Source organism: Serratia sp. YWN4 (assembly GCF_055790845.1).
Window position 1 is genome coordinate 3682025 of the sequence record NZ_CM147696.1, and the last position, 17628, is coordinate 3699652.

Sequence of the window (17628 nt, forward strand, 5' to 3'; positions counted from 1 at the left end):
CCCCCTAAATGGCATAGGGATTAATTTGCGTGATCGGGCGCGCTGACTGTTTGCATGAAAACGCATACATTGAAACTCGTTTTCACTTTTGCCGATGAGGAAATGTAATGGTTTATCAAGCTGATTCTGCGCGCTACCAGAATATGGAATACCGCCGCTGTGGCCGCAGCGGGCTGAAAATCCCCGCCGTTTCACTTGGCCTATGGCACAACTTTGGTGACAGCACGCTGTATGACAATGCGCGCAGCCTGGTGTGCCGCGCTTTCGATCTCGGCATTACCCATTTTGATCTGGCCAATAACTATGGCCCGCCGCCGGGATCTGCCGAAGAGAATTTCGGCCGCATTCTGCATAACGACCTCAGGCCTTATCGCGATGAGTTGATTATCTCTTCCAAGGCGGGTTACACCATGTGGCCAGGCCCCTACGGTGATTGGGGATCGAAAAAGTATCTGGTCGCCAGCCTGAACCAAAGCCTAAAGCGGATGAGTCTCGATTACGTGGATATCTTCTATCACCACCGCCCCGACCCGGATACGCCGCTGGAAGAAACCATGGCCGCGCTGGATTTGCTGGTGCGTCAGGGTAAAGCGCTGTATGTCGGGCTGTCGAACTATCCGGCCGATCTGGCACGGCGGGCGTTTACCATTCTGCAACAGCTCGGCACACCGTGCGTGATTCATCAACCGAAATACTCGATGTTTGAACGTTGGGTAGAGCCGGAACTGCTGGATACGCTGGAAGAGCATGGCGTGGGTTCTATCGCCTTTTCACCGCTGGCTGGGGGCGTGCTGACCGATCGTTACCTGCACGGTATTCCGCAAGATTCGCGTGCGGCCAGCAGTAGTCGGTTCCTGAAACCCGAACAGCTTACCGAAGAGAAACTGCAGAAAGTTCGCCGCTTGAACACGCTGGCTGAGCGGCGCGGGCAGAAGCTGTCACAAATGGCGTTAGCCTGGGTACTGCGCAACGATCGTGTCACTTCCGTATTAATTGGTGCCAGTAAAACCAGCCAGCTTGAAGATGCGGTGGGTATGCTGGCCAACCGCGAATTTACCGCTGAAGAAATCGCCGAGATCGATAGCATTTTGATGTAATCGCTTACAAAAACCGGCGTTGCACTTGATGCCGGTTTTATCTTTCTCAATCTAAATGACGCTGCTAATCAATAAATAGCCGTTTAAGCTGACCACCACCAGCACAATCAATTTGCCCGTATTCTGAATCGTGCGGCTATTAACCATATCACCCATCAGAGCGCGGTTACCGGTAAACACCAGCAGCGGAACCAGCGCCAGAGCAATACCAAAACTCAGCAACACCTGGCTCAGCACTAGAATGCGCGTGGCATCCATCCCCAGCATAATCACGATGAATGACGGCAGCATGGTGACAACCCGGCGTACCCACAGCGGGATGTAAAAACGCACAAACCCCTGCATTACCACCTGGCCCGCCAACGTACCCACCACCGTTGAAGACAAACCGGCAGCCACCAGGCTCAGGCCAAAGATGGTCGCCGCTGCGTTACCCAGCAAAGGTTGCAACGTCAGATAGGCCTGATCGAGATCGGCAATCCCGCTATGGCCATTGAAGTGGAATGCCGCGGCGGCGGTCGCCATCATCGCCAGATTGACAAACCCGGCAATGGTCATGGCGATCGCCACGTCGATTTTGGTCGAGGCATAACGTTCGGCTCGCGAATGCTCACCTGCGGTTTGAGTCAACGAGGAGTGCAGATAAATTACGTGCGGCATGATGGTTGCCCCCAGCACACCGGCAGCCAGAAAGACCGCATCGCCGTTTGGCAAATCCGGGATCGCCATCCCTCTCAACAACCCACTCAGCTGCGGCTGCGAAAACACCAGTTCGACAATGTAGGCTGCCGCCACAAACAGCAGTAAGCCACCAATCACCAATTCCAGTGGCTTTTGCCCGCGTTTTTGCAGCATCAAGATGAGAAAAGTGGCGATACCGGTGAGGATCGCACCTTCCAGCAGCGTAACCCCCAGCAGTAATTTGAAGCCGATCGCCGCACCAATAAACTCGGCCAGATCGGTTGCCATCGCGATAATCTCTGCCTGCACCCAATACGCCCAGACGATCGGGCGCGGGAAGCGATCGCGAATATGTTCAGCGAGGTTTTTACCGGTCGCGATGCCCAGCTTGGCAGAAAGCAGTTGGATTAACATCGCCATGATATTGGCCCAGACCACCACCCACAGTAACGTGTAGCCGAACGAGGCACCGGATTGGATATTGGTAGCAAAGTTGCCGGGATCGATATAGCCGATGGCCGCAATAAAAGCGGGGCCCATCAGGGAAAGTTTGATCTTTCTGGATGGGCGACTGGCAGCATTATCAACCACGCGACTGTTCAGCATATTGTGAAACCCTTACTAATTTTACGCTTACCTTCATCTTACTTAAATGATAATGATTATCAAGTGCATTCGTGGCGGTAATACTTATTTCAGTGATAGCGGATGACGAAGGTTTTATCGAACAGATCGCATCAAATCTTGCCGTCTTTTTTACTCTGTATCACGGCATTCAAAGCGGAAAATGCTTAGTAGCCAAATTAGCACAAAAATGCTACAAGCGCGCAAGTTTATTAACATCCTAGTCTCTGGTACTTTGCGCCAATAGCTCTGCGTTTTCCCCACGATGATTTTCCACTTTTGCAATAGGCATCTCGTTTTTAAATGTAGCGTTACATAAAATGACAAGCGAAATTCAGCCTGCCTCAAATTTGGAGCAAACATGTCCCCTATTGCGCACTTTGCGTTAGCGTTGGTGGTGGTTGCGATCCTGGCACTGCTAGTATGCCGCGATCGCAAAAGCATCCGCATTCGCTATGTTATTCAACTATTGGTTATTGAAGTATTGCTGGCCTACTTTTTCCTGCATTCGGAAGCGGGTTTGGGCTTTGTAAAAGGATTTGCAGCGCTGTTTGACAAGCTGCTCGGGTTTGCAGGTCAAGGGACTGATTTTGTGTTCGGCGGCATGGGTGACAAAGGTTTAGCGTTCTTCTTCCTGAAAGTATTATGCCCAATCGTGTTTATCTCTGCGCTGATCGGTATTCTGCAATACATTAAAGTGCTGCCGTTTATCATTCGGATTATCGGTACTATCCTGTCGAAAGTGAACGGTATGGGCAAACTGGAATCGTTCAACGCCGTCAGTTCGCTGATCCTCGGCCAGTCTGAAAACTTCATTGCCTATAAAGATATCCTGGGCAAGATGTCGGAAAAACGCATGTACACGATGGCGGCCACCGCGATGTCGACGGTTTCCATGTCGATCGTGGGCGCTTACATGACCATGCTGGATGCGAAATATGTCGTCGCCGCGTTGGTACTGAACATGTTCAGCACCTTTATTGTGCTTTCTCTGGTCAACCCTTATGACACCAGCCATGAAGAAGATCTGCACCTGGGCAACTTGCACGAAGGCCAGAGCTTCTTTGAAATGCTGGGGGAATACATTCTGGCAGGCTTTAAAGTGGCCATTATTGTTGCGGCTATGCTGATTGGTTTTATCGCCTTGATCGCCGCACTTAACGGCCTGTTCAGCGCCATCTTCGGCCTGAGCTTCCAGGAGATTCTCGGTTACTTCTTCTATCCATTCGCCTGGATTATGGGGATCCCACAACACGAAGCGTTGCAAGTGGGCAGTATTATGGCAACCAAGCTGGTTTCTAACGAATTCGTCGCCATGATGGAGCTGCAAAAAATGTCTGGCGAACTGTCACCGCGCAGCTTGGGCATTCTGTCGGTGTTCCTGGTGTCTTTCGCCAACTTCTCTTCCATCGGTATCGTCGCTGGGGCGATCAAGGGGTTGAACGAACATCAGGGCAACGTGGTGTCACGCTTCGGGTTGAAGCTGGTTTACGGCTCTACCCTGGTGAGCATTCTGTCTGCTTCCATCGCCGGGCTGGTGTTGGGCTGATCCTGTAAAAACGGGTTCTCAATCATAAAACGCCTGGTGAAACTCATCGGGCGTTTATCTTTATTACCATTCCAATATCCGATTAAAGAGCAAGCTGGCAATATTCTGCCGTTGGGATAACACGGCATGTACGTAAATCGCCCTTTCCTTATCGTTAATGCTATAAAGCACGCGATACCCATCCGTTGTATTGCATTCCCGATATTTAGCACAACCAAGCGCCAGAAGTTCGGCACAAATCGGGCTCCCCTCGGGAAAAACGCTGGTTTTCTCTTCAAACTCACCCAGTACTTTTCCAATAACAGGCTTGGGTTCGATCTGATGCGAGCGCAGAAAATACGCGATGGTTTGCATCGTCATTTTCGCCGTCTCTGAATAAATAAAAACCGCCGCACTTGCAACCATCAGAGTGAATCCAAAATCTGCTCACGCGAGAAGGTCCGTCCTAACTCGATATCTTTTTCTGAAAGAGTCATCAGCTTGAGCAGAGCGATACTTTCATCTCTGCGAATGCGATCTTCATAGGATTCGATGATATAAGCAGGAAGGCCGTTTTGCGTCACAATCAAAGGCTCAGACAGATCGAGTTTGGCCGCATTCTGCTTTAAATAACTAATAGTCTCAGTTTTCATGGCATTTCCTTTAATCAATGATCATCTTACATCAGACTAAATATAGTCTATAAAAAAACCGATAACAATGATTCATCAGAGCAGTAAACGCCAAAAAGCAAAAAGCCAACCTAAAAAGGTCGGCTTTTTAAATGGTGGTGGAGCTAGACGGGATCGAACCGTCGACCTCTTGCATGCCATGCAAGCGCTCTCCCAGCTGAGCTATAGCCCCACAAAAGTGGTACGCATTGACCGGCGTTACGGTGTTTGACCTCAACCTTTTTGATAAGAAAAGGTTGGTGGAGCTAGACGGGATCGAACCGTCGACCTCTTGCATGCCATGCAAGCGCTCTCCCAGCTGAGCTATAGCCCCAATCCACAATCATAAAACCCTGTGAACGGGGCGCATAATATGAAACCCCTGAAACACTGTCAACGGCTAAATTGAATTCCTCGATCAAGCGCTGAAAAAGCCGCCAAATCAGCGCGTTTAATGCTAAAAAATCATCATTGCGGGCAAAAATAAGTCGGACAAAAAAGCCCTGCAAATCACTTTGCAGGGCTTTATCGATTGATATCGTCTTCGGGTTACAGCAGGAATAATCAGGCCTGGGCTTCACGTTCGGCGATATACGCCAGTGCCTGATCGATACGCTTCAGAGAACGTGCCTGACCGATAGCATGTACGGTAACGTCCATCCCCGGCGATTGGCCAGCACCAGTAACCGCAACGCGCAGCGGCATACCCACTTTGCCCATGCCAACACCCAGTTCGTCTGCCGTGCCCTGAATGGCATCGTGCACATTTTCCGGCGTCCAGTCAGCGATCGCAGCCAATTTGGCACGCACTGCTTCCAACGGTTGGCGCGCAACCGGGCGCAGGTGTTTTTTTGCCGCATCGGCATCAAACTCGCTGAAATCCTGGTAGAAATAGTGGCAGGACTCCGCCATTTCCTTCAGGGTTTTACAACGCTCGCCCAGCAGTTTAACGATATCTTTCAACTCTGGGCCGTTACGGGTTTCAATCCCCTGCTGTTCGATATGCCACGCCAGATGCACCGCTACTTCTTCCGCTGGCATATGGTTAATATAGTGATGGTTCAGCCACTGCAGTTTTTCGGTGTTGAAGGCGCTGGCGGATTTATTGATCGCTTCCAGCGTGAACAGCGCTTTCATCTCGTCAATCGAGAAGATTTCCTGATCGCCATGGGACCAACCCAAGCGCACCAGGTAATTCAGCAACGCCTGCGGCAGGTAGCCATCATCACGGTACTGCATCACACCTACCGCACCGTGGCGTTTGGACAGTTTTTTGCCGTCATCACCCAAAATCATCGATACGTGAGCATATTCCGGCACCGGTGCTCCCAGCGCTTTCAGGATGTTGATCTGGCGTGGCGTGTTGTTGATATGGTCTTCACCACGGATCACGTGGGTAATCTCCATATCCCAATCATCAACCACCACGCAGAAGTTATAGGTTGGCGCACCGTCGGTGCGGCGGATGATCAGATCGTCCAGTTCCTGGTTGCTGAATTCGATCGGGCCACGGATTTTATCGTCAAAGATAACCGAGCCTTCCTGCGGGTTACGGAAACGCACCACGTGTGGCTCATCAGCGGTATGGCTGCACTGGCTATCGCGGCAATGGCCGTCATAGCGCGGCTTTTCGCCGTTTTCCATTTGCTTCTCGCGCAGCGCTTCCAGACGTTCTTTAGAGCAATAGCATGTGTAAGCCGTACCCTGTTCCAGCATCTCGTCGATCACTGCGTTGTAGCGATCAAAACGCTTGGTCTGGAAGTACGGGCCTTCATCCCAATCCAGGTTTAACCAGTTCATGCCATCCATAATTGCGTCGATAGCGTCCTGGGTTGAGCGTTCGAGATCGGTATCTTCAATACGCAGCACAAACTCACCACCAGCGTGGCGGGTGAACAACCAGGAATAGAGCGCAGTACGGGCACCGCCGACGTGAAGATAACCGGTCGGGCTCGGGGCGAAACGGGTTTTGATTTTCATTGGGTTCACAGCCTTATTACGCAACGCGTGTCGGCAGGGTGCCGACCATTGCTCGGAATTTAAAAAGTGGCCGACATTCTACCACTCCATGCCAATTCCTCAACGCTGACACAGCATTACCAGGCAGCATTACGCCAGCTTTGCGGGCTGTTTCGCAGAGAAATGGGCAAAGAATCAGCGCTGTTGCTGATAAAGATCCCATCCTGCCTAATTTTGCGGCGAACGAATAAAAACGTTTTAAAAACCGTTGACTCACTTTCAACTATCCCTATAATGCGACTCCAACAAGACGGGGCGATTAGCTCAGTTGGTAGAGCATCTCCTTTACACGGAGGGGGTCGGCGGTTCGAGCCCGTCATCGCCCACCATCTTGTTGAAATGAGAAAAATGAGGGTGATTAGCTCAGTTGGTAGAGCATCTCCTTTACACGGAGGGGGTCGGCGGTTCGAGCCCGTCATCACCCACCACTCATTTTCTTGTTTAGCAGTAACCTGGAAGTCCTGAAGTGGGTGATTAGCTCAGTTGGTAGAGCATCTCCTTTACACGGAGGGGGTCGGCGGTTCGAGCCCGTCATCACCCACCACTTCTGCGGGTCGTTAGCTCAGTTGGTAGAGCAGTTGACTTTTAATCAATTGGTCGCAGGTTCGAATCCTGCACGACCCACCAATATAGAAAAAAGCGCCCTTAGGCGCTTTTTTCGTATATGTTCCACCATCAACTTCCCAAACACCCGATATAACAGAATCCCCCGAGGTCGTGTTGGATGAGATACTTTTGAACAACCCATCAGGTCACTGCTATGGCTGGCCAGTGCTGAAGGTCATCCATGACGTTATCCCTTATTGATCCTGCTGTTTTTTATATTCAAAAGTACCATCCCACTCTGGCAGCGGGGCGGGCGGTAGCGGCACGATTTTATCAATATCGGGGAAACGAGCTGAGGGGTTACTAGTGATTTCGTCATCAATTAATTTATAACGACGAACACGCTCAGGATCGTTGGGTAATGCTAAATATTTTAACTCATCACTGGGCAATGGGCCGGAAAAACCGTCTTTCAGTATAGATGGCGCAAGGCTATTACCATTTTTAGCCGCCAATTGATAATACTTCACCACCATGGGATAGTTTTTTTCCGCAGCGTCATAATACCCAGCCAGATTCATTGCAGCTTCGGCATTTCCCTGATTGGCGGAGCAGGCCAGCATCGCCTTACCGATCTCTGGCCGGTAAGCAGGATTGGGGCGCTGCTCGGGGATCAGCATTCTCGCTCTGAAGAGATTACCAACCACATTTTGCCCTTCCGGATTGCCTAAATCGGCGGCCTTTCTAAAATAGGCCAACGCGGCTTTTTCATCCCGATTAACCGCGTAACCAGTTTGTAAATGCGTCCCCATAATGTAATAACCGGCGGGGATATTAAGTTTCATCAGCCGTTCGGTAATGCCCAGTACTTCCTGTGGGGCAGATTGTCCCGACTGCGGTGCCAGCAAACCGGTTCTGAGCATATTTTGCAGATTGATCATGGCCTTGTAGTGGTCTTTTTCCGCCGCTTTGCGATACAGCGCGCCGATGGCGGCAAAATCTTTCGGGCCGCTGGCCTTTTGCATTGCCCTGGCCTGTTTAAACCAGACATCCGCCTGCGGATCGAGCGGCGGCAGGTGGTCGGCCTCTTGGGTACAGGTGAAGGCCAGTTTCTCTTCTTGGGTGTTATCCGCTGCACCGTTCAGCGCTTTGGTTTGCGAGTCACAACCGATCAGGCTGACCAATAACAGCGTCAGTAAAAAAGCTCTTGCTGTTGTTGTTGGCCAGCGCTGAATGTCATCCATGACGTAGCCCCTTATTGATCCTGCTGTTTTTTATACTCAAAGGTCCCATCCCACTCCGGTAGAGGGGCGGGCGGCAAGGGCACGATTCTATCAATATCGGGGAAGCGGGCCGATGAGTTACGAGTGATTTCGTCATCAATTAATTTATAACGACGCACCCGTTCAGGATCATTGGGTAACCCTAAATAATCAAGCCTATCAGTGGGAGCGGGGCCAGAAAAACCGTCTTTTAGTATAGATGGCGCAAGGCTATTACCATTTTTAGCTGCCACTTGATAATACTTTACCGCCAGAGGGTAGTTTTTTTCTGCAATTTTATAAAAGCCCGCAAGATTCCTGGCTGCCTCCGCATTGCCTTGATTGGCGGCACAGGCCAGCATTGCCTTGCCAATCTCTGGTCGATACACAGGGTTGTCCCGCTGATCGGGAAGCAGTAATTCTGATGTGAATAAATCACCAATCACATTCTGCCCTTCCGGGTTACCCAGGTCGGCGGCTTTTCTAAAATAGGCCAGCGCCGCTTTTTCATCCCTATTTACGGCGTAACCGGTCTGTAGGTGCGTCCCCATAACGTAATAACCGGCGGGAATATTGAGCTTGATCAGCCGCTTGGTAATGCCCAGTACTTCCTGTGGGGCGGATTGTCCCGGCTGTGGTGCCAGCAAACCGGTTCTGAGCATATTTTGCAGGTTGATCATCGCCTTGTAGTGGTCTTTTTCCGCTGCCTTGCGGTACAACGCGCCGATGGCGGCAAAATCTTTCGGGCCGCTGGCCTTTTGCATTGCCCTGGCCTGCTTAAACCAGACATCCGCCTGCGGATCGAGCGGCGGCAGGTGGTCGGCCTCTTGGGTACAGGTGAAGGCCAGTTTCTCTTCTTGGGTGTTATCCGCTGCACCGTTCAGCACTTTGGTTTGCGAGTCACAACCGATCAGGCTGACCAATAACAGCGTCAGTAAAAAAGCTCTTGCTGCTGTTGTTGGCCAGCGCTGAATGTCATCCATGACGTAGCCCCTTATTGATCCTGCTGTTTTTTATACTCAAAAGTACCATCCCACTCAGGCAATGGGGCGGGCGGCAGTGGTAAGATTTTATCGATATCGGGAAAGCGTGCTGAGGGGTTCTGATCTATTTCTTTTTTGATCAAGTCATAGCGGCGTATACGTTCGGGATCGTTGGGTAATCCTAAATAATACAACCTATCACTAGGTGGATGGCTGGAAAAACCCTCTCCCAGTCTGCGAGAGGCAGAGCCATTACCATGTTTAACCGCTACTTGAAAATATTTTACAGTCATGGGGTAATTTTTTTCCACAACCTTATAAAACATAGCTAGGTTCATTGCAGCCTCCGCATTACCCTGATTAGCAGCACAGGCCAGCATCGCCTTGCCGATCTCTGGTCGATACGCCGAGTTGAGTTTCTGATCGGGAGGAAGTGATTTCGACGTAAATAAATCACCAATCACATTCTGCCCTTCCGGGTTACCTAAATCGGCAGCCTTTCTAAAATAGGCCAGCGCGGCTTTTTCATCCCGGTTAACCGCGTAACCAGTTTGTAAATGCGTCCCCATAATGTAATAACCGGCGGGGATATTGAGTTTGATCAGCCGTGCAGTAATGCCCAGTACTTCCTGTGGGGCGGATTGTCCCGGCTGCGGTGCCAGCAAACCGGTTCTGAGCATATTTTGCAGATTGATCATGGCCTTGTAGTGGTCTTTTTCTGCTGCCTTGCGGTACAACGCGCCGATGGCGGCAAAATCTTTCGGGCCACTGGCCTTTTGCATTACCCTGGCCTGTTTGAACCAGATATCCGCCTGCGGATCGAGCTGCGGCAGGTGGTCGGCCTCCTGGGTGCAGGTGAAGGCCAGTTTTTCTTCTTGAATATTATTCGGTTGACTCATGTTATCACTCCGTGGGTCACAGCCGTTGAGTATCAGTGCAAGCAGTAATACCCACCCTCTAAAATCGCGCATTTTTCCGCCTAATCTTGATCCTTCAGCGTGGTGGCATGGTCGATAAATTTGATTAATCGCCCAATCGGCTTATCGCTATTTGCATTCTGGATTTTGGTATTTTCACTGATGATTATATCCCACTGTTCAAACGCTTCTGCCGCATCATCGTCAGCACCACGCCCATCGGTATGCAACTTCCATAACGCTTTTCTGATGGGTTTAACGATGGGATACACATCGGTATCGTGCAGCACCATGGCGATTTCACTGTCAAACATCATACTGCGCAGGTTGATATTCGCCGAACCCTGGATCATAAAGGTATCGTCAAGCAGCATCACTTTGCTGTGTACATAGGTTCTTTGCCAGTTACCCGCTTCTGAGTCGGGCGAAACCAGAGTGCAAATATGCACCTTCAATCCAGGGATATCGACGGCTTGAATATCTTTGGCTTCAAGCTGGGGAACCGGGTTGGCCGCCCCATAACCATCATAAGAGAACACGGCGGGATTAGATTTCATGTTCTGCTGGGTCGCCGCATAATCAGGCAGCACATCAGGCCGCCCCAGGGCATTCACCATATCAAAGGTGCGCTGACCACCGCTGACGATATCAGGGTCTGACGAGCTGTTAGTCACCACAAAAAGATGCAAACAGCCGGGCCTGCCACATTCCTGCAATTTTTTTACGGTGGTTTTAATCTGCTCGGCCAGCTCAACAAAGCGGAAATATTGATTTTCAATATAGATATACGAGCGCGCACGCTTGACGCCTTCCATATAGGCTTTGAGGATGTCGTGGGCTTTGTATTGCGGCTGGGTACGGCAGATTTGCCCCATGGTGAGTATCAGCTTTTCCTTATCTTCCAGCCCCAGGCGTTGATTGATGTTGTCGATAATCCCCTGTGTTGGGGTAAACACCTCTTTCTTGACGCTGACACGTTCATTTTTCAACGTGCTGTCACCAGTATCTTTTTCCCATGACTGGACAAAGTTCTCATTCACATGCTTGAGCACTTCGCCGTACACACAACCGGAAAAATCCTGCCAGGCTTTACCGGCGTCACGCCCCTCTCCAGGGTCAAACTTTTTTATGCTGTGCGCATCGGTATCCCAATATTCAGACAGCATATTGTGCCCCATGGTAAAACCGACCGCATCTTCAGGGGACATATAATCAATCAGCACCGATTTTTGATGATGCGTCGACCCAAACTGGAGCGCCAACGGGCGTATAGGCAAAAGCGATAGGTCAGTGTTGATTTTGTAAGGCACATTGGCTAAGCGAGTGGTTAATGTCTGGCTATCTTTTGCCCAGCTCAATTCTCTGTGACGAATAGCCAGATTGGGGATTTTTCCCGTTTGTGCTCGATAATGCCAATTTTTATCAAACTCGAACTGTGCGGGAGTTTGATAACTCAATTTTTTGCCGGTCGATGTTATATGTTCTTCAGTTTGACTTGATATCCCATCAGTGGTTTTTATTGTGCGTGTGTTACTTGCATAAGAAGTGTAATTCCACCCCGGAAAGTTAGGCCCGGCCGCCATCTGCCCGGTATTGGCAAACCACACCAGCACACGGACTTGAACGCCTCTCCCGGCCGCCTCTTCCAGCAACTCACCAATCATTTTTTTCTCTGAAACTGGAGTGCCACGTTCAAAATACATTGAAGCCTGAAAACCCCAGGTGATGATCTCGATACTGTGCTTGGCCTGTTTTATTGCTCTGGCAACGGCCCCAAACGCTCTCTGGCCATTAATCAGCGCCCCATAAGCCGCTGCACAAGGGGGATATTCCGTATCTTCAGGAAACCACTGCGGGGTCATGATAACGCAGGTATGCACCCCCGGAACAATGTTGATCACCTGTGTTGTGGTCTTAATCATGATGATGTCCTGTTAGGCGCTGTCGTCTGATTCAGCGGGTTTTGGGCTCAGCAAATTATGAAGTGCAGTACGCCGCTGATTACCCAGCGGTGAGGCATTTCCAATCTGCTCTGGAGAGATCGGAAATAGGACGGAGTCGTTGATGCGTACAGCGTTAGTAAATTCAATCCCGTAACGCAAAATGGTGCTGATGACCACAATGCCAGAAAATCTGAATACCGAAATCCCGATACCCGGCTGTCGCGATTCCAGGCAAATCAGTCGCCACTGATAACTGCGGTGGATCGGTAATTTACTGCCAGCAAAAATATCGTCCTGAATGCGCATCTTTTTTCCCTAAAAGAGATAGCTCATAACAAATATCTACCTAACATGAGCATCAAGCGGTCTGTTAGCGATCACAGGATCGTCCTCACCCGGTCTAATTTTTATTAATGAAAATTAAAGATGGCTAAAAATAGCACAGGGTATGCAAGAAGAAAATGAACGGAATGCTTTAATAATTAAGGCAATGAACTGGCTATAGCTATTCTGACGATTCAGGTCTGAGCAACTACACGCATCGCGCATGAGATATTACAAAGTGCTTGAATATACCCATCAATCTTCAAGACACTGGGTTGTTGACTATCGCGTCCTGCAACTCAAATTATTTAGGGTATAGTCATGCATCAAGAAGTTAATCCTAAAAAATTGACTAAAAATGCAATGGCTGATGAGATCATGATAATGATCTCATCACCTGTAACACCGTAATTTCTAGCCTCCTCATCTTGGCTTACCGCAATATTCAAGACGGTACTTTTACACCGACATCAAGCCGCCAGCGTTGCCCCGCCGTCAATCACAATATCCTGCATCGTAATATGGCTGGCACGCTCCGAAGCCAAGAACAGGATCGCATCGGCAATCTCCTGCGATTTAGCAATTTTACCCAGCGGGATCCCCAATTTAAACTGTTCAGGGAAACCATTGATCATCTTGCGCTCACCGCTTTCGTCCTGCCACATGCCGCGCAGCATCGATGTATTAGTGGATCCTGGGGAAACCAGATTACAGCGCACGCCATGAGGGGCCATCTCCAGCCCTACCGTCTGGCACAGGCTGCGCAGGGCCGCTTTAGAGGCACAGTAGGCAGCCATACCCACGCGCGGCACATGGGCCGCATTAGATGCCACGCTGACGATGGCTCCGCGCTGCTGGCGGCGGAAGACCGGCAACGTCTGGCGGAACATATTGAACGCCCCACCCGCATTCACCGCCATGCAGGCCAGCCAATCCGCACTGCTGGTTTCGTCGGCCAACCCCATGCGCAAGATCCCGGCGCCATTCACCAGCACATCCAGCTCAGGTTGTTGCGCCAGCAACCGCTGGCAAACGCGATCGACCGCCTCACCGTCAGCAATATCCAGCACTTCGGTACGGAACGGATAATCCTGTTCATCAAAGCGCAAATCAAAGCCAATCACCTCGGCACCGCACTGCACAAACGCCAGCGCGGTTTGATAACCGATCCCAGCCCCGGCACCGGTCACCCAAACCCGCTTGCCGGTAAAATCATGTCCATGATTCATCAGGATTTCCCCTCAGAAAGCAGCGCCCACCAACTGTCGATAGTGGGGGATTTTGCCAGCGCGATAAAATCGATATCTTCACGGATCTTGCGCCAACGGGTCGCCAACTCCATGATGCGCACCGAATCCAGGCCGTAATCAATCAGGTTTTCATCGTTACCGATATCTTCACTGTCTTCATCGAGCAGCGGAATAATCTGCTGACGCAGCGCGTCGATGCTGGCCATGCCCGGCAGCAGATCGGCGGTCATCACCACGCGGCCACAGCGCCCGGCGGTATAACGCAGCGCCATCAGGTGATCATCTTGCGAGAAATCCGCCAAACCATCGGCCACCATAAACGGCTTGATGTCACGCATAAAAGCGTCGATGGCGGTAATCATACAGCCGATATGCGCATAGACACCGCAGATAATCAGTTGGTCGCGCCCGCTTTCCTGCAAAATCTCCTGCAACGGTGAACGATGAAACGCGCTGTAGCGCCATTTCACCAGCACGGTATCGTTAGCATCCGGTGCCAGCGCGCTGACAACCGCCTGCTGTTCCGGGTGCTTGTTCAAGCCCGGCCCCCACATATCGTTCAACAACGCCCGGTCTTTATCACTCTGCTGATTAGGCTGCGCGGTATAAAACACCGGAATGCCCTGCTCTTTGCAGTAGCGGCGCAGCTTGGCGATGTTCTCTACCACCTGTTTAATCAGCGGACTGTCTTCCCCCCAAAAATTGAGGAAATACTGCTGCATATCGTGGATCAACAATGCGGCGCGCTGCGGTTCAAAGGCCCAGCTCACTTTATTAGCGGGCAATTCGCTCGGCGTTGGTAATACATAATCGTTAAGTTTAGGAATAGCCATGGCTTATTCTCCCTGAGCCTGAGTCAAATGTTGACGCAGATGTTTTTTATCAACCTTGCCGACCGGGGTTAACGGCAGCGATTCCACCTGAATAAAGCGATCGGGTAATTTGAACTCCGCAACCCCCAATTCGCGCAGATGGCGGCGGAATACCACCGGTTTCACGGCGCTGTGCGCCACAATAAAGGCGCAGCTTTTCTCCCCCATCAGCGTATCCGGCATCGAAACCAGCGCGGCATTGATCACTTCCGCATGGCGCAGCAGCAGGTTTTCAATCTCTTCGGCGGCAATCTTTTCACCACCGCGGTTAATCTGGTCTTTCTGCCGCCCTTGAACCTGCACGTAACCGTCCGCTGTCAGGCTGATCAAGTCGCCCGAACAGTAAAAACCGTTGTCGTCAAAGGCTTCGGCGTTATGCTCTGGGCTCTGGTAATAACCACGGAAGGTATAGGGGCCACGCGTCATCAGGCGGCCGGTTTCACCCACCTGTAACGGATTACCTTGTTCGTCAGCCACCCACAGCTCATCGTCTGGGCACATTGGTGTGCCTTGGGTGGCGAGAATGTGTTGGTCGTCATCATCAAGCAGGGTGTAATTCACCAAGCCTTCGGCCATGCCAAATACCTGTTGCAGTTGGCAGCCGATCTCAGTGCGAATGCGCGCCGCCAGGGTTTCCCCCAGCTTGGCACCACCCACCTGCAACAGTTGCAGGCTAGCTAATTGCTGGTTGCTACCCCACTCTTCAATCGCCTGTAACCACAAAGTGACGGCGGGCGGCACCAGCGCGGTGACGGTAATCTGATGCTGTTCGATCAGCCTGAAGCACTGCGCTGCGGCTGGATCGGCGGCAAACACCACCCGCCCGGCAGCATAGAACACGCCTAACACCCCCGGTGAACTCATTGGGTAATTGTGCGCGACCGGCAGTGCGCACAGGTAACGAGTGGCACTATCGAAACGGCAGATCTCTACGCTACGGCGGATGCTGTAGTAATAGTCATTGTGGGTACGCGGGATCAGCTTCGGCGTGCCGGTGCTGCCGCCGGAAAGCTGGAAAAACGCCACCCGATCGGCGGCCGTCGGAGCCGGTGTAAAGTCACCGCAATCCTCCTCCAGCCAGGCGGCTAAAGCATGTTCTCCAGCAGATTGACTACGTAACCCCACTACCCGCAGCGAGGGATATTGTTCTCTGAACGCCGTCAGAAAATCGTCCTGCGCGAACAGGCTATGTTGGCGATCGGCAATCAACAAAGCGGGCTTGATCTGGCTGGCATAGGCATTCAGTTCACTGCGCTGGTGGCTGAACAACGCATTCACCGGCACCACACCGATCTTCAGCAGGGCAAAGAACACCACATAGAATTCCACCACGTTGCCAAGCTGTACCAGCGCGGTATCGCCCGCTTGCAGCCCCCGGCGCAGCAAGGCAGCGGCCAGGCGATCGGAAAGCTGCTCCAGTTCGCGGTAACTCAGGCTACGCTGCGCGTCAATCAGGGCAACGGCGTCATTGTCTGCCTGCCGGGCCAAGATCTCGGTCAGCGGCTTATCGATCCAATAGCCACGTTCACGGTAACGGCGCGCGAAATCCTCGGGCCAGGGGGTAAAAGCAATACTCATAAGATGTTTATCCTTGAAGGCCAAAGGCACGCAGCATGGTGCTGAGTTTGGTGCCGGTTTCATGCCATTCAGCCTGTGGAGATGAGTCCGGCACAATGCCCGCGCCGGCAAACAGGCGCACCTGATTGGCGTTGACCGTACCGCAGCGGATAGTAACCACCCACTCACCGTTACCTTCGGCGTCACACCAACCAACAATGCCGCCAAATAGCCCACGCTCAAAAGGCTCCAACTGCGCGATCAGTTCACGCGCTTCCAGCGTCGGTGTGCCGCAAAGTGCTGGCGTCGGGTGCAACAGGCAGGCCAGCGACAGCGCGTTCTCTGCCCGTTCGGCCACTTCGCCGTCGATCGGCGTCGAAAGGTGCCACAGCGTCGTGGTGCTCAGCAGTTCCGGGGAAGCGGGAATATGCAGATGGCGGCAGCGGCCACGCAAGACCTGACGCATATCTGCGGTGACAATCTGGTGTTCATAGCGATCTTTGCTCGACGCCAGCAGTTGCTCACTGGCTTGACGATCCTGTTGAGGATCGCTTTCACGCCGTGCCGACCCTGCCAGCGGGTTCGAATGGAACTGATTACCGTACTTGCGCAGCAGCAGTTCCGGGCTGGCCCCCACCAACGCCCCCTCTTCCAGCGGGACATGGAAATGGAAACCCTGTGGATTCTGGGCAATGATGCGCATCATCAGTGCCTGCGAGTCTATCCGTTGGCTGGTTTCAATCTCCAGCAGGCGAGAAAGCACCACTTTTTCCAGCTGTTCACCGCCGGTCACCTGCACCGCATCGGCCACCATTTGCATAAACTGCGCCTGCTTCGGTAACTCGGTCTGGCGGGTAATGGCGGGCAACGCGGCTGTTGTGGGTTTCACGCCTGCCATAAAGGCTTCACGTTCAAACCACTGGGTCTGCTGGGGGATAAATAACGCCGACGGTTGACGGGTATCGAAAGGAATAGCGCCGCACAGCACCGGGTTTGGTATCCCTGCCTGTCGGGCTTGGGCAAACGCCTGCTGTACTGCCCGCTGGAAGGTGCCTTGCAGATTATCGCCATCGGCGGCAGGCTGCGTAATTTTGGCAAAGCACCCTTGCGTGCTCAGGCTACGATAAGGAGAAGTAAAAAAGAAACCTGAGGTTGGGGAAACCGTGGCTGACTGTAGCGCACGATCTCTGCTTTGCAGCCCCTCTTGTTCGGTACCCTTAACGGCTAACACCATCGGCACTTCCTCTATTTGGAAACAACAACCAATATAATAATGATTATCATTTGTATTACGTTGCGGTAAAATACCTTCCCGAATTTGCCATGTCAATAAATGTAAAAACTTCTTTGCATC

Annotated in this window: 15 protein-coding genes and 6 tRNA genes; 6 read left to right on the forward strand and 15 right to left on the reverse strand. The window is 51.7% G+C overall.

Annotation, left to right across the window (positions count from 1 at the left end; genetic code table 11):
* Window positions 1-107 precede the first annotated feature (107 nt).
* Complete coding sequence (gene mgrA / locus ACX9GT_RS17315; protein ID WP_473187931.1) at window positions 108-1097, forward strand: L-glyceraldehyde 3-phosphate reductase; 990 nt, start codon at window positions 108-110, stop codon at window positions 1095-1097.
* 51 nt (window positions 1098-1148) lie between these two features.
* On the opposite strand, the gene ACX9GT_RS17320 is transcribed toward mgrA, so the two are convergent.
* On the reverse strand, window positions 1149-2384 hold the full coding sequence (locus tag ACX9GT_RS17320) for an Nramp family divalent metal transporter (RefSeq protein WP_473187932.1): 1236 nt from the start codon (window positions 2382-2384) through the stop codon (window positions 1149-1151).
* A 379-nt stretch (window positions 2385-2763) separates the two neighbouring features.
* On the opposite strand from ACX9GT_RS17320, the gene ACX9GT_RS17325 reads away from it, so the two are divergent.
* A complete protein-coding gene (locus ACX9GT_RS17325; RefSeq protein WP_473187933.1) occupies window positions 2764-3951 on the forward strand; it encodes a NupC/NupG family nucleoside CNT transporter in 1188 nt (395 codons plus the stop codon).
* Between the two features lie 63 nt (window positions 3952-4014).
* Here the strand turns inward: ACX9GT_RS17325 and ACX9GT_RS17330 are convergent, their stop codons facing one another.
* The 5 genes from ACX9GT_RS17330 to gltX form a co-directional block, all read right to left on the reverse strand.
* A complete protein-coding gene (locus ACX9GT_RS17330; protein ID WP_473187934.1) occupies window positions 4015-4356 on the reverse strand; it encodes a type II toxin-antitoxin system RelE/ParE family toxin in 342 nt (113 codons plus the stop codon).
* Window positions 4356-4583, reverse strand: a complete 228-nt coding sequence (locus tag ACX9GT_RS17335; RefSeq protein WP_473187935.1) for a type II toxin-antitoxin system Phd/YefM family antitoxin — start codon at window positions 4581-4583, stop codon at window positions 4356-4358. The genes ACX9GT_RS17330 and ACX9GT_RS17335 overlap by 1 nt, the downstream gene beginning before the upstream one ends.
* A 135-nt stretch (window positions 4584-4718) precedes the next feature.
* Window positions 4719-4794 (reverse strand) — tRNA-Ala (locus tag ACX9GT_RS17340).
* A gap of 65 nt (window positions 4795-4859) precedes the next feature.
* Window positions 4860-4935, reverse strand: a tRNA-Ala gene (locus ACX9GT_RS17345).
* A 230-nt stretch (window positions 4936-5165) separates the two neighbouring features.
* Window positions 5166-6581, reverse strand: a complete 1416-nt coding sequence (gene gltX, locus ACX9GT_RS17350) for a glutamate--tRNA ligase (protein ID WP_473187936.1) — start codon at window positions 6579-6581, stop codon at window positions 5166-5168.
* 292 nt (window positions 6582-6873) lie between these two features.
* Between gltX and ACX9GT_RS17355 the strand changes: the two genes are divergently transcribed.
* The 4 genes from ACX9GT_RS17355 to ACX9GT_RS17370 all read left to right on the forward strand — a co-directional run bounded on the left by ACX9GT_RS17355 (window position 6874) and on the right by ACX9GT_RS17370 (window position 7247).
* Window positions 6874-6949: transfer RNA gene (locus ACX9GT_RS17355), tRNA-Val, on the forward strand.
* A gap of 23 nt (window positions 6950-6972) precedes the next feature.
* Window positions 6973-7048, forward strand: a tRNA-Val gene (locus tag ACX9GT_RS17360).
* 40 nt (window positions 7049-7088) lie between these two features.
* Window positions 7089-7164 (forward strand) — tRNA-Val (locus tag ACX9GT_RS17365).
* Between the two features lie 7 nt (window positions 7165-7171).
* Window positions 7172-7247 (forward strand) — tRNA-Lys (locus ACX9GT_RS17370).
* 173 nt (window positions 7248-7420) lie between these two features.
* Here ACX9GT_RS17370 and ACX9GT_RS17375 read toward each other — a convergent pair.
* The 9 genes from ACX9GT_RS17375 to ACX9GT_RS17415 all read right to left on the reverse strand — a co-directional run bounded on the left by ACX9GT_RS17375 (window position 7421) and on the right by ACX9GT_RS17415 (window position 17508).
* A complete protein-coding gene (locus ACX9GT_RS17375) occupies window positions 7421-8410 on the reverse strand; it encodes an SEL1-like repeat protein (protein WP_473187937.1) in 990 nt (329 codons plus the stop codon).
* Between the two features lie 11 nt (window positions 8411-8421).
* The gene (locus ACX9GT_RS17380) at window positions 8422-9315 is read right to left on the reverse strand and encodes an SEL1-like repeat protein (protein WP_473187938.1); all 894 of its coding nucleotides are present in this window, start codon (window positions 9313-9315) and stop codon (window positions 8422-8424) included.
* A 107-nt stretch (window positions 9316-9422) separates the two neighbouring features.
* Window positions 9423-10310, reverse strand: coding sequence for a tetratricopeptide repeat protein (locus ACX9GT_RS17385; RefSeq protein ID WP_473187939.1), 888 nt, complete (start codon window positions 10308-10310; stop codon window positions 9423-9425).
* Between the two features lie 80 nt (window positions 10311-10390).
* The gene (locus tag ACX9GT_RS17390) at window positions 10391-12250 is read right to left on the reverse strand and encodes a phospholipase D-like domain-containing protein (protein ID WP_473187940.1); all 1860 of its coding nucleotides are present in this window, start codon (window positions 12248-12250) and stop codon (window positions 10391-10393) included.
* A 12-nt stretch (window positions 12251-12262) separates the two neighbouring features.
* Window positions 12263-12577, reverse strand: a complete 315-nt coding sequence (locus tag ACX9GT_RS17395) for a hypothetical protein (protein ID WP_473187941.1) — start codon at window positions 12575-12577, stop codon at window positions 12263-12265.
* 488 nt (window positions 12578-13065) lie between these two features.
* Window positions 13066-13824 carry a 2,3-dihydro-2,3-dihydroxybenzoate dehydrogenase gene (gene dhbA, locus ACX9GT_RS17400; RefSeq protein WP_473187942.1) on the reverse strand — a complete coding sequence of 253 codons (759 nt, stop codon included), beginning with the start codon at window positions 13822-13824 and terminating at the stop codon, window positions 13066-13068.
* Complete coding sequence (locus tag ACX9GT_RS17405) at window positions 13824-14678, reverse strand: isochorismatase family protein (RefSeq protein ID WP_473187943.1); 855 nt, start codon at window positions 14676-14678, stop codon at window positions 13824-13826. Before ACX9GT_RS17405 ends, dhbA begins: the two co-directional genes overlap by 1 nt.
* A gap of 3 nt (window positions 14679-14681) precedes the next feature.
* Window positions 14682-16295 (reverse strand): (2,3-dihydroxybenzoyl)adenylate synthase, encoded by a 1614-nt coding sequence (locus tag ACX9GT_RS17410; RefSeq protein WP_473187944.1) that lies wholly within the window; start codon window positions 16293-16295, stop codon window positions 14682-14684.
* 7 nt (window positions 16296-16302) lie between these two features.
* Window positions 16303-17508: an isochorismate synthase gene (locus tag ACX9GT_RS17415; protein ID WP_473187945.1), complete on the reverse strand. Its 1206-nt coding sequence runs from the start codon at window positions 17506-17508 to the stop codon at window positions 16303-16305.
* Between the last annotated feature and the right edge of the window lie 120 nt (window positions 17509-17628).

Bases quoted from the DNA above. Each gene is read 5' to 3' on its own strand.
- ACX9GT_RS17325 (WP_473187933.1), top strand. From the start codon at position 2,764: ATGTCCCCTATTGCGCACTTTGCGTTAGCGTTGGTGGTGGTTGCGATC.
- ACX9GT_RS17385 (WP_473187939.1), bottom strand. From the start codon at position 10,310: ATGAGTCAACCGAATAATATTCAAGAAGAAAAACTGGCCTTCACCTGC.
- ACX9GT_RS17415 (WP_473187945.1), bottom strand. From the start codon at position 17,508: ATGGTGTTAGCCGTTAAGGGTACCGAACAAGAGGGGCTGCAAAGCAGA.
- ACX9GT_RS17375 (WP_473187937.1), bottom strand. From the start codon at position 8,410: ATGGATGACATTCAGCGCTGGCCAACAACAACAGCAAGAGCTTTTTTA.
- ACX9GT_RS17320 (WP_473187932.1), bottom strand. From the start codon at position 2,384: ATGCTGAACAGTCGCGTGGTTGATAATGCTGCCAGTCGCCCATCCAGA.
- ACX9GT_RS17330 (WP_473187934.1), bottom strand. From the start codon at position 4,356: ATGGTTGCAAGTGCGGCGGTTTTTATTTATTCAGAGACGGCGAAAATG.
- ACX9GT_RS17410 (WP_473187944.1), bottom strand. From the start codon at position 16,295: ATGAGTATTGCTTTTACCCCCTGGCCCGAGGATTTCGCGCGCCGTTAC.
- dhbA (WP_473187942.1), bottom strand. From the start codon at position 13,824: ATGAATCATGGACATGATTTTACCGGCAAGCGGGTTTGGGTGACCGGT.
- gltX (WP_473187936.1), bottom strand. From the start codon at position 6,581: ATGAAAATCAAAACCCGTTTCGCCCCGAGCCCGACCGGTTATCTTCAC.
- ACX9GT_RS17390 (WP_473187940.1), bottom strand. From the start codon at position 12,250: ATGATTAAGACCACAACACAGGTGATCAACATTGTTCCGGGGGTGCAT.
- mgrA (WP_473187931.1), top strand. From the start codon at position 108: ATGGTTTATCAAGCTGATTCTGCGCGCTACCAGAATATGGAATACCGC.
- ACX9GT_RS17335 (WP_473187935.1), bottom strand. From the start codon at position 4,583: ATGAAAACTGAGACTATTAGTTATTTAAAGCAGAATGCGGCCAAACTC.
- ACX9GT_RS17405 (WP_473187943.1), bottom strand. From the start codon at position 14,678: ATGGCTATTCCTAAACTTAACGATTATGTATTACCAACGCCGAGCGAA.
- ACX9GT_RS17395 (WP_473187941.1), bottom strand. From the start codon at position 12,577: ATGCGCATTCAGGACGATATTTTTGCTGGCAGTAAATTACCGATCCAC.